Origin of the sequence: Cocleimonas flava, from assembly GCF_004339015.1 — a bacterium.
Lineage (GTDB): Bacteria > Pseudomonadota > Gammaproteobacteria > Thiotrichales > Thiotrichaceae > Cocleimonas > Cocleimonas flava.
Genome location: NZ_SMFQ01000003.1, coordinates 887,631 through 902,392, shown reverse-complemented (window position 1 = coordinate 902,392; position 14,762 = coordinate 887,631). Strand labels below are relative to the sequence as shown.

The 14,762-nt window shown below is 41.1% G+C and carries 13 protein-coding genes; 5 read left to right on the top strand and 8 right to left on the bottom strand.

The features are described 5' to 3' along the window. Positions 1-52 precede the first annotated feature (52 nt). The 8 genes from EV695_RS20490 to EV695_RS10035 form a co-directional block, all read right to left on the bottom strand. Positions 53-403 (bottom strand): MerR family transcriptional regulator, encoded by a 351-nt coding sequence (locus tag EV695_RS20490; RefSeq protein ID WP_279388043.1) that lies wholly within the window; start codon positions 401-403, stop codon positions 53-55. A gap of 123 nt (positions 404-526) precedes the next feature. Further along, positions 527-2,317: an ATP-dependent nuclease gene (locus tag EV695_RS10065; RefSeq protein WP_207907040.1), complete on the bottom strand. Its 1,791-nt coding sequence runs from the start codon at positions 2,315-2,317 to the stop codon at positions 527-529. Positions 2,318-2,395: 78 nt separating this feature from the next. Then, entirely contained in the window at positions 2,396-2,785 is a 390-nt protein-coding gene (locus EV695_RS10060; protein ID WP_131905790.1) for a hypothetical protein, read from the bottom strand. A gap of 704 nt (positions 2,786-3,489) precedes the next feature. Beyond that, on the bottom strand, positions 3,490-4,185 hold the full coding sequence (locus tag EV695_RS10055; RefSeq protein ID WP_131905789.1) for a hypothetical protein: 696 nt from the start codon (positions 4,183-4,185) through the stop codon (positions 3,490-3,492). Between the two features lie 434 nt (positions 4,186-4,619). Then, the gene (locus EV695_RS10050) at positions 4,620-5,870 is read right to left on the bottom strand and encodes an OsmC family protein (RefSeq protein ID WP_131905788.1); all 1,251 of its coding nucleotides are present in this window, start codon (positions 5,868-5,870) and stop codon (positions 4,620-4,622) included. Positions 5,871-6,145: 275 nt separating this feature from the next. Beyond that, positions 6,146-7,378: an NADH:flavin oxidoreductase/NADH oxidase family protein gene (locus tag EV695_RS10045; protein WP_131905787.1), complete on the bottom strand. Its 1,233-nt coding sequence runs from the start codon at positions 7,376-7,378 to the stop codon at positions 6,146-6,148. 109 nt (positions 7,379-7,487) lie between these two features. Next, positions 7,488-7,874, bottom strand: coding sequence for a hypothetical protein (locus tag EV695_RS10040; RefSeq protein WP_131905786.1), 387 nt, complete (start codon positions 7,872-7,874; stop codon positions 7,488-7,490). Positions 7,875-8,150: 276 nt separating this feature from the next. Then, positions 8,151-9,047: an EamA family transporter gene (locus EV695_RS10035; protein ID WP_131905785.1), complete on the bottom strand. Its 897-nt coding sequence runs from the start codon at positions 9,045-9,047 to the stop codon at positions 8,151-8,153. A 126-nt stretch (positions 9,048-9,173) separates the two neighbouring features. Between EV695_RS10035 and EV695_RS10030 the strand changes: the two genes are divergently transcribed. From EV695_RS10030 to EV695_RS10010, 5 genes are all read left to right on the top strand, one after another. After that, the gene (locus EV695_RS10030) at positions 9,174-10,604 is read left to right on the top strand and encodes an aminotransferase-like domain-containing protein (protein ID WP_131905784.1); all 1,431 of its coding nucleotides are present in this window, start codon (positions 9,174-9,176) and stop codon (positions 10,602-10,604) included. A gap of 351 nt (positions 10,605-10,955) precedes the next feature. Beyond that, positions 10,956-11,864, top strand: a complete 909-nt coding sequence (osmF, locus tag EV695_RS10025) for a glycine betaine ABC transporter substrate-binding protein OsmF (protein ID WP_131905783.1) — start codon at positions 10,956-10,958, stop codon at positions 11,862-11,864. 8 nt (positions 11,865-11,872) lie between these two features. Next, positions 11,873-13,075: an ABC transporter permease gene (locus EV695_RS10020; RefSeq protein WP_207907039.1), complete on the top strand. Its 1,203-nt coding sequence runs from the start codon at positions 11,873-11,875 to the stop codon at positions 13,073-13,075. Next, positions 13,072-14,004 (top strand): ABC transporter ATP-binding protein, encoded by a 933-nt coding sequence (locus EV695_RS10015; protein WP_131905782.1) that lies wholly within the window; start codon positions 13,072-13,074, stop codon positions 14,002-14,004. The genes EV695_RS10020 and EV695_RS10015 overlap by 4 nt, the downstream gene beginning before the upstream one ends. After that, on the top strand, positions 14,004-14,762 hold the full coding sequence (locus EV695_RS10010; protein WP_131905781.1) for an ABC transporter permease: 759 nt from the start codon (positions 14,004-14,006) through the stop codon (positions 14,760-14,762). Before EV695_RS10015 ends, EV695_RS10010 begins: the two co-directional genes overlap by 1 nt.

Sequence of the window (14,762 nt, the reverse complement as noted above, 5' to 3'; positions counted from 1 at the left end):
TGCTCCTGTTTTTATGTACAAGCGCAGCATACAAGTTAGAGTTAACTCTAAGTCAACGGACTTTTCCCTTTTTATATAAGTCAATTTTATCTTCTAGATCTGCAAGGTGAGATTGCTGCTGAGTAATATGATCTATTAAATTTCTTTTGTGCTTTTCTAGTAAAGCTTGACGTTGAAGTACAGAGCTGGAACCTGCTTCTCTTAACCGTGCATATTCTTGAATTTCTTCAAGTGGCATGGCTGTGTCCTTTAAGCGCTTTACAAACTCAATCCATCTAAGATCTTTCGATGTGTAAACTCGATGCCCACTACTGTTCCTCTGAACATTTTTAAGTAAACCTATTTTTTCATAGTATCTCAGAGTGTAAGAAGACAAACCAACTAGACTCGAAAACTCCTTCATATTCACTATTTCTTCTCCTAGGTTTAACGCCCTGTTAACAGGCAATAAAATAGTTGGCTAAAATTAGCGACGAAGGAGCAAAAATCAACTGTTTTTTGTCCTTTTTTAATAGCTTGTTAAGTGTCAATTTCGTAACCAATCTACCAAGTCTAATAAGCCTTGGTGATCATTACATGTTTGAGATAACCCGTCAGTTATTACATCATTCTTGAATTTAGCCCAAGCGATCTCATTTTTGCTAGTTATACCGATATGCGCTTCAATAGCACCTTTTTTCCAGATCCAAATATTCTGAGCTTTCATCTTTTCATGTAAAGATTCTATTAAAGGTATAGCAGCGGCTTGGCTGGCTAAAACTTCAAAGGCACCTGCTGCATTTATGGTACTGTTTTTCTGAGGTAAACCGTTACCATTTAATGTAACACCGTGTGATTGCACTAGATTTGGTAACAATGATTTCAGATCCAATAAATCTTGGTCTGTTGCTTGAAGGAAATTATCTCTTACAGCTCCAACAAAGCAATAATCTAAATCACATATTGCTTTAGAAGGTAAATCCATTGCAGCTAATATCTCTAATGACTTTTTAGTATCGTGTACACCACTTTGGGCAATAAGCGCATGCTTTTCTTGGCCCATAGTTAAATTAGAGACAGATTTAAATATAAATGGAAGTAGTCTTAACTCAGTTTTACCCTCTGTTAATATTACATTTTCTGCAAACAACACTTGATTAGAGTGTGCTAAGTTAAAGATTTGCTCCATTTGATGGGTTGAATTTGGAACAACAGATTGGATAGCGTCTGTTAATCTGAGTCTTGAATGTGTGCCTGAAGTATCACTCTTTCTTATTAGCAGTGTCTTCTCTGCTAATTCAGGGGTTATCATTTGAGCAGAGTGAGTTGTAATTAAAACTTGATATCCAATTAATGACAAATCAACTAATGCTTCTCTAATCTGCTCAATAGCAAAGGGGTGTAAATACAACTCAGGTTCATCAATTAAAAGTAAGGTAGTTGAATTGGAATTGTTATTACTTCTTTTTACTTCCGCTAAGTATTGTACTAACGCCATTTGAATTGAACGCTGTGCACCATGCCCATATGAAGAAAAGTCTCTTCCGCTCCCAACCCCTTCAAAAACTTTTAATGTACCAGCTTTAATAAGTTCGTCTATTGTTGGTGTATCAAAATGCAATTTAACACTCATACCAGGGAATAAATCATTAACTTTTGAATTAACATTTTGATCAATTGTAGATAATTCAGAAAATCTCATATCACCGTCTGATGATATTCTTCTACCAACTTCATCAAGATGTTGGTTTAACTCTGTTTCATGAGCCGCTTTCACAGGAGCTAAAAACTCACCGAGTAATTTCCCAATTGTCGTTGAGGTTTTAGCTTTTGAAGCATCTTCAGCTGCATTTTCCATCGCACCTATTCTAATTGGTTCTGGAAGGAGTACGCTAATTGCAGCATCTAAACCTGTTGGGTTTACAGCCCAATCATTATCTGAATCATTCCAAACCGAGATTTTAATCTCAGCAGTTTTCGCGCTTGGTGTTTCTTGCACTCTCCTTATTTTCAAGGTTTCATTTTGAATGTAATTTTCAATTGAGCTTTTTTGTCTTGCGGGCATTACATCAAGGAGTGTTTGTGTTATTCCTTCAATAGTCGCAATCACTTCAATTGGCTGCGAAGCATCAAAAAAGTCTTTTTCAGCTAAACTCGACTTTTTTAAAAGCCATTGAATTGCTGACAGACAGTTAGATTTTCCAGCATTATTGTATCCAACGAGAGGCGTAAAACTAGAGAGTTTTAATTCAGTAGTAATAGATGACTTGTAGTTTTTTATTACTACATTAGAAATTTTATGCGACATAAATCCTCCATGATGTGCCAGAATTCCCATTGACACTTAACGCCTTACACAGTGGAAAAATACGAGCGTCAGCGAGTAGTTTTTCCAATGCTGTAACTTGTTATGTGATTATACAATTGAAGCGCCTAAACGTTGAATAGTAAATGCTATATAACTACCAATAACCTTAATATCATTAGATTGGATTTGAAAAGGTGCTTCAGTTTCAAATAAACCAATGTCTACAATGACAGGCTTTATTGAAATGATTTTTCCGTATGCTCGATACTTCCAACCTGACTGATGTTGAAGTTTTTTTAGTTCGTCAGGGTTACCGTTGAATATGCTTTCCCATTCCTCCGATTCATCTTCTAGCCCTGAGAATATGTCTAAGTTTACAATTTCTCCATTTTTTGAATTTTCAGAACTAAACTCATCCATTACATAGTAAGGCTGTCCATTTACTTCAATTTTAGCTTGAAGATATTCACCTTCAGTAGAAATGAATATTGCTTTCATATTTTTGACACCCCCGTACTTTTAGCCACTTTTTCTATTTAGCGTCGCAGACACATAACGCCTTGCTAAGAGGACGCCCGCTTTTGGCGTTCCTTTTTGAGCACCTTGTTAGGTATGTTTGACTGCCAACGTAACACAAACCAAGCAAATGGTAATGCTAATAAATGACAATATAGGTTTCCAGATGAATAAATAAAATCAGTTACTCTAATAAAAAACTCATTACACTCATTAAGATTTAAGTTACATTCTTGAGAATGTTGAAATGCTTTTGGCTGTAGATAGAGTGCTAAATATAAATTTCCGTAAAGAAATATGAACCATATACCATAACTGATTAAATAGAACTTAATGCGAAGCTGAATTGTCTTTTGATTGCCATAATTAAATAAAGAATACTCAGACAAAAGCATTGGCCATAAATATACTAGCGCTATTACTAGTAATGCGAATATTGTGTCCATTCTTTTCCTTTATATCTAAAGTTTTTCTAGCTTAAATATTCCCATGTTTTATTACTTATAAAAAGTGCCGAAAAGTAGGGGGGTGTCAAAATTAGCTATTATAATTATCATCTGGAGTTCTAGCCGTAACGCTAGTTACACCTAACGCCTTGCTCAGCGGAAAAATGCGAGCGCGAGCGAGTAGTTTTTCCGATGAAGCACCTTGTTAGAGTTTTCATCATAGACGACATAGCGATAGTATTACTTTACTAAAGAATTTTCTTTTTGATTTGTAAGCTCTTTAGATAGGTTAGCCGCTATTTTTTCTTCGTTTGGAGCACTGAAGAGACTAATTAAACCAAAAATAATTGTAAATATTAAACCTATTATAGCTAAAGGAACTGACCACTTATTTGTCTGATGAGCTCTAGAGTATTCTTGATGCCTTACAGACATTACAGTACTTAGTTCATCTATAAAATAATATGTACTTTCTGGTGATACATCATTATTTATAGAATCTCTAAGGCCTTTTAAAAGTCTTCTTTCCTCTGACGGCAAACTATCAAAAGGTTTAATTTTATTTTCGGATTCTAATAGTTCTTTCAATTCTTGAAGCGTGTCTAAACCATCCTTTTCGTTTTTTGATGATTGTAAGCGATGCACTAAAAAATCTTCTAAAACATGAGAAATTGTTATTACAATATTAAACTCGCGCTCTATAGATGATTTTAAATAGTTCAAGAAATCAAGATCTAGTTCACCACCATCTGAAAGGTGTTTATTTAATAAATTAAAAAGCTTTTCCTTCGCTTTGTCTGCTTGTTTTTCTGGTTTTATTATTCTTGAGGTAAGTACGTTTACAAGAACGGCAGCAGCACCCGCAATAGCAACTGATGGTAAAATTGTCGGAAGAACTTCTTTTAAAATACCAAATACATCTAGTGTTGTAGACAAATGTTTCTCCTTTTTACTCTAACAGCTTATTATACAGACGCAAATAATATCTTACTATACGGATTAGCTCAATTTATGCGAGTTTGCGGCGCTACAAATGGATGTTTTAAATAGTTCGGCATTAATTATCTTACTATACAGAAGCTAATAGTTTTAAAAGCAGAGCAGTCTATTGAGAGGTAATGTGGACATTTTATATTATTAAGGCATCACCTGTTTTTAACAGTGGGGTGTATGCAAGAATTCTCTATAACTGATTTATTAAAGTAACATTAGTCAATATTTATAAGTATCTTAGTTAAAATAATATATTGAAACGTAGCTGAAAATACTCTTATTTTTGCCTAAACAAAAAACTGAAAAAAGCCTCTATAAGTGGGGGGGTGACTTATAAGTATCTTTTACGCTTATCTTAGACAGGAAGTGTTTCAGTATTATTGAATCTCTCCATTCAGATAAATTGTTGATACGATTTCTGTTTCATCTTTAAAGGCTTCGCCTGCAAAACACATCTGTAGTGATTGATTAAAAAACTTATTGGCGTTTTCTTCGGAGACTTGTCCTTTGATTACAATTTTTGTAATCACTTTGTCGGCATAACCCGCCATTTTTGGCGTCATGAAATTCTCTGTTCTGTAGTTAATCTGCTGTTCTACGCGATAGTCTTCAATATGATGTTTAGAAAAGCTTTTGTTTATTATCTGAAAAAAATTGAAGTTTAAATCTAGCTGAGAGGTCAGGCAAAAAGCAGTTCCGGCGGTTAGGTAATCCAGGGATGTAGGTGCTTTATCTAATCCGTCATAGCCATAGCTGTCATCTGCATAGAGCTCCCAAGATGCATAGTTTTTCTGAATAGCTCTGACTTTTATTTTTTGTAGATAAGGTCTTTGTGTATCGTTAGCCGATTCTGCGATTGCCACTACTGCGAATTTAATATCTTTCTTTAGCAATGACGTTGGGCTTATGCCGACAGCTTCCTCAACTTCCAGAGTTTCAGGTTTTAGCATAGACGTTTTGGTGGTAAGTGTCAGATCATTATCGACTGAAACGTCGTCAGGGACACTTCCAGCCATTGAATGTTTGTTGTCCCAATGTTGTCCATTGATCACAAGCTCCGGTTCTATGTCCGTGTTATTCGCCAAGCCATCACCAGCAGCCCAGGAACGCAGCGCTAGTTCTTTGAGTTCAGTTATTTTTTTTGCAGGTTCTTTGCTTACGATTAAAATATTAGCAACCACCTTATCCGTAAACCCAGCCCATTGTGTTGACATTGGGGCGTGAAACCTAAAGAAAACTTTTGCCTCAACCTTTAGGCTATCAACATCCAGATTGAGGATCTCTATGCCCCGTTGCAACTGAGTGAGTAGATTGGATGTGATTCCGGTTGTTAGATAACTTAAGGGATTAGGGGAGGATTGTTCATAATTGATTCCGCCTTCATCACAGGTCATCTGCCAAGCGCTGAATTTATCTGAACCAACGGGTTGCACCGTTCCTTTCTTCAGCATCGAAGAGTCTTTATTTAAAACCCTTTCAACGACTACAGCGATATTTTCATTAACAGATCCCTCTGGGGATTCTGCTTTTGTGGGTTGTAATGCGGTTGGTTCAGGGCCTTTATTAGCTCTGCTTTGAACATGGTATTCGTTGATAAGAGAATCTGTCACTTGAGTTTTTGTGTCCATTTTATCAATTCTTTATTGGGTTGTTTTCTCGGTCTTTTCACGGTAAATCCTTCAGCCATTATCTAACAGCCGTTAAATTTATTGCTTGAGATTGCTCAATAACCAAGACTTACTTAAGAATTTAAAATGGTAGAATTCTTCTTCTATTTTTATCTCTCTTCTTGACTCTCTTCTTGTTTTTCTTTTGAGAAATAATTGGGCACTTTCAATTTATCTACATAATTAAATAAATAGATAGATAAATAAAACAGCGCTCTGTATTAGTAACAGTGTGCCTAAGCTCTTCTCTGCTTAAATGCCGACCACCCCGATGCCAGTAATGTATCAAAAACCGTTCTCCATGCTGAGAGATTTTCATCTGGGGATTTGCCTTTGGCGATGCGGTGAATTTGTGTTTCAAACCATGTAAGACCTAGCATGACCATGCGGTCTATTTTAGGTTTGCCTGTGGTGGGTTCAGGCAGTGTCATACGGTAGTTGGGGTCAGCAAGTACTCTGTTTGGCATATCCGGTACCACGGCGAGAGGCCGCGCTAGTCCCACCATATCTGTGGTACCGCTCGAAATAGCATCGCGCATGGCTGCGCTACTACGAAAGCCGCCTGTTACCACTAATGGCGTTTTTACTACTTCGCGTAAACTCTCTGCATAGCTTAAAAAATACGCCTCACGTTTGATCGTGCTTTCGGTAAGTTTGTGTCCCATCATCGAGGGGCTTTCATAGGTACCACCTGATACTTCTATCAAATCTATACCTAGTTGTTCCAACTCTTTAACTACAGCAGAGGATTCTTCTTCACTAAAACCATCTTTCATGAAATCTGCGGAATTGAGCTTGATGCCAACGGGGTAATCAGCGCCCACGGCGGCACGCATCGCGGTGTAGACCTCACGTACAAAATTCATACGGCGATCGGCGTCACCGCCCCAATAATCATCGCGTTGATTGTGGCGGGGAGATAAAAATTGACTAACTAAATAACCATGCGCGCCGTGAATCTGCACACCATCAAAACCTGTTTGTTTAGCTAGTGATGCTGCCTGTGCAAAGCGTTGCACAATGTCACGCACCTCGGCGTCTTGCAGTGCCCGAGGTTCGTTGAACCCTTTTGCTAGTCCTCCGCCCAATGGGATTGCCGAAGGGGCAACAGGGGTTTTAACCAGAAAGTTTGGAATTTGTTTGCCGGGATGATTGAGCTGCGCCCAGATCGCGCAACCACCCATTTTTCCCGCTGAACTCCAGCGACGAAAGGCTTCTAGATCACTCTGTTCGTCGAGCACCACATTGGCGGGCTCTCCAAGCGCAGAACGGTCGATCATGATGTTACCAGTGACTGCAATGCCTAAACCACCTTCGGCCCAGGTGCGGTAGAGTGTTTCCAGACCGGGTTTGGGATTGTGGTGTTTATCGCCAAGTTGTTCACTCATGGCTGATTTCATTAGTCGATTACGGATGATTGCTCCGCAGGGCAGAGTCAGTGATTGGTCAATCTCGACGTGCGTACTCATGGATGATTCCTGTGATAAAGATGGGGGATTAGTCTTCTTGATACTACTAAGGACAAGTGGAGATAGTGATGAGTATAAAATTTTGAAAGTACATATAGACCTCATAATTTTATACTTTACTAAACCAATAATACTCAGGCTTTGCGTCGAAACCTTTTTTGCCATAGAAAATAAACAAACCCTTACTATCCTTTGGCAGTTCTTTCGAGTTATTGCACCAGCCCACTTTAAAATCGAGGGCGTCGGGATAATCATGCGGGTTCTTTTTCCATGTCTCGATGTTTAAAACAAAACGGGATAAATTCTTATTGATAGGGTTACCAACTTGGTCATCAACTATTTGATTGATGCGACCAATCGCCACCCATTCTGACTTTTCCAAACAGACGTTTTGATTAAATTTTCCTTCAACAAAACAGGGGGAAGGAGGGCATGGCTTGGTTGCATAAGCCCCTAAACATAATACGAGGCAACTGATTAAAAATAACACTTTCATAGCTTTACCCTTTCTCTTGTTCTGTCGCTTATCTGCTTTTCATCTTACTGCAAAAGTATGCAGGCGTATTGATTCAAATTTATATTAACTGACGCCGTTGTAAAAAAGCAGTTGTTAAATGATTTCGTTAAATACAGTAATTTAGCGATTAATCAATAAACGATAAACTAAAAAAAGTACCCCAAAGCCGGGGGGTGTATAAAGGATTTTAAAAGGTTGTTAAAAATCACTTTTAAACCACCGATTACGGCTTTTTTAGGTAAGGTAGCATTATCCTTATTTGCATTCGCTTTTTAATTTCGCGGATGTGATTTCCACTTTCTTTGGTCGCCATTGGCTAATAGCTAGACCGCTCAATATCAAAGCAAAAGCGAGTAGTTTCAATACGCTCACATCTTCATGGAAAAAGATGATACTTCCTATCAAACCGAAGATTGGCGTTAATAGCGTGAAGGGTGCCATGGTGGAAAGAGGGTATTTTATCGTCAGTCTATTCCACACCCAGTAACCCAGTAAGGTGGTCGGATAGGCTTGAAATAATATTGAAAACCAGACTTCAGAATTAAGCTGTGAGGGAAGGTCTATAAACGGTTGTGTTCCGTTGAATATAAACACAAAAAGAACAAGTGGAAATAGGGCAAAGAACATTCCCCATACGCTAAAGGCAAACACGTGTTTTGTTTTCGATTGTTTGACCACGAATGACATTAAACTCCAGCTTAATGCGGCGATAAGTGTCAGTGGTAGCGCTTTTAATGGCACAGAACCGTCTGTGATTGTAATACTGGCTAACAGACCTGCAATCGCCAGTGCCGCACCAAGAATTTTGTAGGGCGTTAAGTGTTCTTTTAGTAAAAAATAGCCAATCGCCAAGCTGGGTATGATGCTCATATTCATCAATAAACCTGCCATGCCAGCAGATACGCCAAGGTTGATCGACCAAACCATCATGCCCCATACACCCAGTCCAAATACGATGCCATAAGCGATGAGGTAACGAATCGCTTCGGGTGGTCTGCGTACAAAGAAAATTGCAGGGAATACGGCAAAGGTAAAACGTAATGCCGTAAGCAAAATAGGGTCTGTTTGCATGGCGCCGAGTTTGATTGCGGAGAAGTTAAATCCCCATAAGCACATCAGCGCCAAGCTGATGAATATATCTCTTTTTGTCATGGCATTAGTTTCCTGTCGAAAGACCTTGTCTGTTGCTTATCTATTATCGTTTCATCTAAAACAAATAACAGATACAATATTTTTAAATAAAAAAGATACAGATGTAACAGGAGATTGAATGACGTCATGAAATATAAAGACATTGCAGAGCAGATTATTGTAGATATTCAACGTCATAAATTAACGCCTGGACAACGTTTGCCATCATTACGCCAGCTAACGAAACAGATGGGTGTGAGCATGACCACCGCGCTGAATAGTTACCACAATCTTGAACAAAGGGGCTGGGTTGTAGCGCATCCCAAGTCAGGATTTTTTGTATCAAAACCGGTGAGTCAGGGGGATATTCCCACACAACCGCAATTCAAAAGCAGTTCTCGGCAAGTATCAAAAAATCTGGAGCCAGGCGAATACCACAGAAGTAATTCGACATCAGGGCCATTCGGAATTACACATTTATGCCCTTCTAATGTTCCGCTACTTTCTTTACAGCGAAGTATCAAACGCAGTGTTCAACGAAATGATTCGTTGTTACACGCTTATTCAGACCCACAGGGCATTTATGAATTACGTCAGGCACTGGTAGATCATTTTGGGGTCAATGGATTTACCATGACGCCTGAGGATATTTTCATCAGTGGCGGCTGTATGGATGCAATACGCGTGGCGTTATTAGCCACCACCAAACCCGGAGATGCCGTCGCAATCAGTTCTCCCTGTTTTAATGGTTTACTCAAATTATTATCTAGCATGTCGCGTTTGGTGGTTGAAATTCCGAGCCATTCTGATGGTGTGGATTTGCAGCAGCTTGAACAGAAATTTAAGAATAAAGAGATTCAAGCCGCCTTGTTTAGTAGTTCTTATATGAACCCTCATGGCATCAGCCTGTCTATTGAACAGAAGCAGAGTCTGGCGCAGATGGCGAATAAATATCGAATCCCAATCATTGAAGATGATGTGTACAGTGAATTAGGCTACGAGCATACCTTTCCGTTACCCATAAAGTATTGGGATACCGATGGCTATGTGCTTTGGTGTTCGTCTGTCTCGAAATCATTAGCCAATGGTTTACGCATCGGGTGGTGTTCGGCAGGCCGATACCTTGAGTCGTGCGTGGAAATGAATGCGACCGAACGGTTCTGTCAAAATGGCTTGCTGCAGGCGAGTTTGGCGGACTTTATGAATTCTGGTCAATACCGAAAACATCTGCAAAATATTCGTAAAATCATTTTTGCTAATGCCTGCGCCTTTCGTGATTTACTGTTACACCATTTACCCAAAGGTTCAGCCGTTAGCGCCCCGAGTGGGGGGCTTGCCCTGTGGATTCAGGTTCCTGATTTGCAGGATGTAAAACTGAAAGCATTTGCGGATGAAGCAAACATTGAGATTCGTTTGGGTTCTCAATTCACCACAAGAAAACTCTATCACGATTATTTTAGGCTTAATTTAGGATGGGGGCTTTCCGAGATGCATGATTCTAAACGAACCATTGAACAAGCCTTGATTGAGTTATCAACTGGGGTACACAAGGCACTGGGTAAAAGTAAAATATCCTAAAAATAAAAGCAGAGAAACCGTCGCTATAACCACACAAATACTAACTATTCTCTAACTGTTAGAAGACATATTTATAGAATTTAATATTTGACGCTTTGCTTTTCTTGATCTGTATGTCTGATGCGTTAGATTGCTGTAAACATAGATAATTTTAGATAGTTAGTAAGCTTCTTTTGGGATTATGAAAGCGTGAATTTGGCTACTTTGGTGATCACTGTTATTATGTTGTACGCTGTATATGTGCATCTACATCCTAATGTTCAGACGGAGATTTTTCTCTAGTAAAAAGGCATTAACTATCGGATCACGTGTTCCACTTTTAACTTAATTTTATTCAGAGAGTACCTTAACATGAACATCAAACTTGCTTTTTTTGCAGCCAGTATAAGTCTTGCTTTTACCAGTGTTGCACAAGCTGACATCGTAGTCTCATCTAAAATCGATACAGAAGGTGGTTTACTTGGCAATGTTATCGCATTGGCTTTAGAAGATGCTGGTTTACCTGTTGAACGTCGATTACAACTCGGCGGAACACAAGTCGTGCGCGAAGCGTTGCTGGCTGATCAAATTGATATTTACCCTGAATACACGGGTAATGCTGCATATTTTTTCAATGAGGCCGATAGCCCAGTCTGGAAAGATGCAAAGGCGGCTTATGCACGTGCCGCTGAATTAGATGCAGAAAAAAACAAACTGACCTGGTTACAATCTGCACCTGCTAATAACACCTGGGCGATTGCCGTAACAGCAGCAGTGGCTGAAAAAAACAAGTTAAGCACAATGTCTGAATTTGGTGCATGGGTAGCAGGCGGTGGCGAAGTAAAGCTGGCAGCCTCAACGGAGTTTGTTTCATCTCCCGCGGTATTACCTGCGATGCAGGAAGCCTATAAATTTAAAATGACACCTGATCAAACCGTGGTGCTTTCAGGTGGTGACACAGCTGCAACGATTCAAGCAGCTGCGCGTGGTACTTCAGGCGTAAATGCGGCAATGGCTTATGGCACTGATGGTGGTGTGGGTGCTGCCGGCTTAGTAGTGATGAGCGATGATAAAGGTGTTCAGCCAGTCTACGAACCTTCACCTGTGGTTCGTGATGCGGTGTTAAAAAAGTATCCATCAATTGCGACCGTACTTAACCCAATCTTCGCTGAACTCACGATGACAACGTTGCAAAAATTGAACGGTCGCATTCAAGTGGGTGGCGAACCTGCGGAAGCTGTGGCGCGTGAATACCTGACTAAAGCAGGCGTACTAGACTAATCTCAGCTGTGATTCCAGCGCGAGCAGGAACGTTTGGCCTCTCTGCACCAGGCGTATTGCTCGCTATTTTCGGCTTTGCTTCACTGCTAGCGCCATTTATGACGCTAGCCGCCAATCGTATTGTCGCAGGCAAGGGGTTAACTGCATGGCAGTTGGCAGGGCCGGAAGTCATATATCCCGGATTGCTATCTATCATCACGGGTTTAATTCTCGGTCTGTTTGCATCATGGCCTCGCGTGCGTTTAGCGGGTGCAGTGCTTGGTCTTGCGGGGCTGTTCTGGTTACTTTCTCAAAGTGCGCCGCAATTACTGCAAGGTGCAGGAGAATACGCCCGGGTTTCTCCCGGATTAGGTTTTTGGTGTCTGCTCGCGGTTTTAATCCTGTTAATGGCTGATGCTTTAACCCAGCTTTCTCCCGGACCTATGACGCGCTTAGGGCTGTTACTCACCATAGTCACTGTACTCTTTATATTGTTGGGTTCTGGCGCATTGTCTGATTTATCGATAATGAAAGAGTATGCCAGTCGACAGGGCGCTTTTTACAATGCAGCGCTGCGGCATCTTGGTCTTGCCTTTGGTTCATTAGCGGCGGCTACGGTCATAGGTATTCCGCTCGGGATACTGTGTTACCACCATGCAGGTTTACGCCGAATTGCACTTCCGGTTCTGAGCTTTCTGCAAACCATTCCATCATTGGCGATGTTCGGTATTATGATTCCATTGTTAGGTTGGATTGCAAGTACAGTCCCAGCCGCTAAAGCAATTGGTATTGCCGGAGTAGGTTTTGCTCCAGCTTTTTTGGCCTTATTGCTCTATTCACTGTTACCCGTTGTCGCGAATATGGTTAGCGGATTACAAAGTGCGCCAGAATCTGTTCGCGATGCCGCCAGAGGAATGGGGATGACACTAATGCAACGTTTGTTCCGTGTTGAGTTACCGCTTGGTTTACCCGTTATTCTCGCAGGTCTTCGAATTGCCTTGGTACAAAATATTGGCTTGGCTGTTATCGCAGGATTAATTGGCGGCGGCGGCTTTGGCACATTTGTTTTTCAGGGACTCAATCAAACGGCCACTGACTTGATACTGTTAGGTGCATTACCCACCGTGGCGTTGGCGCTAACCGCCGCTATTGTTATGGATGTGTTGGTCGAGGTGACTAAACCCTCACAATCTGCACAACACACACAAGGGATGCCAAGGAAACCCTCATGATCGAGATAGACAAGATTAGCAAACTCTATGATGGCGTGGCTGCTGTAGATGAAGTATCTATGACAGTCGATACCGCAACGATTACGGTAATCGTGGGTACTTCGGGTTCTGGTAAAACAACATTGCTACGCATGATCAATCGCCTGGTTGAACCAACTTCGGGTGAGGTAAGGATTAACGGTAAATCGACCCATTCAGTTTCTAAAACAGATTTACGACGACGCATTGGCTACGCCATTCAAGGTCATGGCTTATTTCCGCATTACACGGTTGCACGTAATATCGCGATAGTCCCGACACTGTTAGGTTGGTCATCAGAAAAAATCGCTGACCGTGTAGATGAACTTTTGAGTTTGTTTGCACTGGAGCCGGATCAATATCGCGACCGTTTTCCTGCCGAGTTATCGGGTGGTCAGTTACAACGAGTCGGAGTGGCAAGAGCGCTGGCTTCACGACCAGATTTGTTATTGATGGACGAACCCTTTGGTGCACTTGATCCGATTATTCGCGCCCAGGCGCAAATAGATCTGCGCCGTATTCAGCAAGCGCTGGGCTCCACCATTATGTTGGTGACACATGATATGGAAGAGGCGATGCAACTGGGTGATCGGGTAGCTGTGATGGATCAAGGACGCTTGGTGCAATACGGAACACCTGCAGAAATCATCCAGAAACCAGCGACAGAATTTGTGGTAAATATGGTGGGTGGCGTGGATCGATCGTTACGACTTTTATCCCTGTTTCCTGTTTCAGATTTTGTTGAAGAAGGTTCAGCTGAAGGTGAATCTGTCGAAGCAAACACAAGTCTGAGAGATGCGCTTTCAATCTGTCTATGGACAGGTCGGGATGCATTGCCAGTGGTACAAGACGGCTCATTACTGGGTCGAGTAACATTGGATGCTATTCGTAAACGCGCTGCAATTTCTTGATGAAAAAAAACGTAATAAAATGGTCGACGATAGTACGCGTATTACTTGTCGTCTTGTTAATAAGCTTAGTGGTAATGCCAACGTGGTTTAGCTGGGCATTCAAGCCTTTTGCGCCAGAGAATGGTCCCATCATTTATGAGAGAGCCTCACTGTTATCGCTTTCCTTAAGTCATCTAGGGCTTGTTGCTTTGGCTTCTATTGCAGCAACGCTGGTAGCCGTATCATTAGCCATTCTTGTGACGCGACCATCGGGTTCTGCTTTTTTGCCCTTGTCACGAACCATTACCAATATGGGGCAAACGTTTCCACCTGTTGCCGTATTAGCATTAGCGGTGCCTGCTTTGGGGTTTGGTACTGGGCCAACACTGGTTGCACTTTTTCTTTATGGGTTATTGCCGATTTTTGAAAATGCAATTACAGGGTTTTCAACCTTACCCCCCGCCACCATGGAAGCCGCACGAGGACTAGGTTTAAGTCGCTGGCAAAGACTGATTCGTGTCGAAATCCCACTGGCGTTACCTGTTATTCTTACCGGGGTTAGATTATCCGTAGTCATTGCTTTAGGTACTGCTACCATCGGTTCGACCGTTGCCGCAAAAACCTTAGGTGAAGTTATTATTGCGGGTTTGCTGACGAACAATACGGCTTATGTTTTGCAAGGTGGTTTAATCGTTGGCTTGTTTGCGGTATTGATTTACGACGCTTTAGTGCAACTAGAAGCGTTACTCCTTGCCAAGTATTCAATATCAAATGACTAA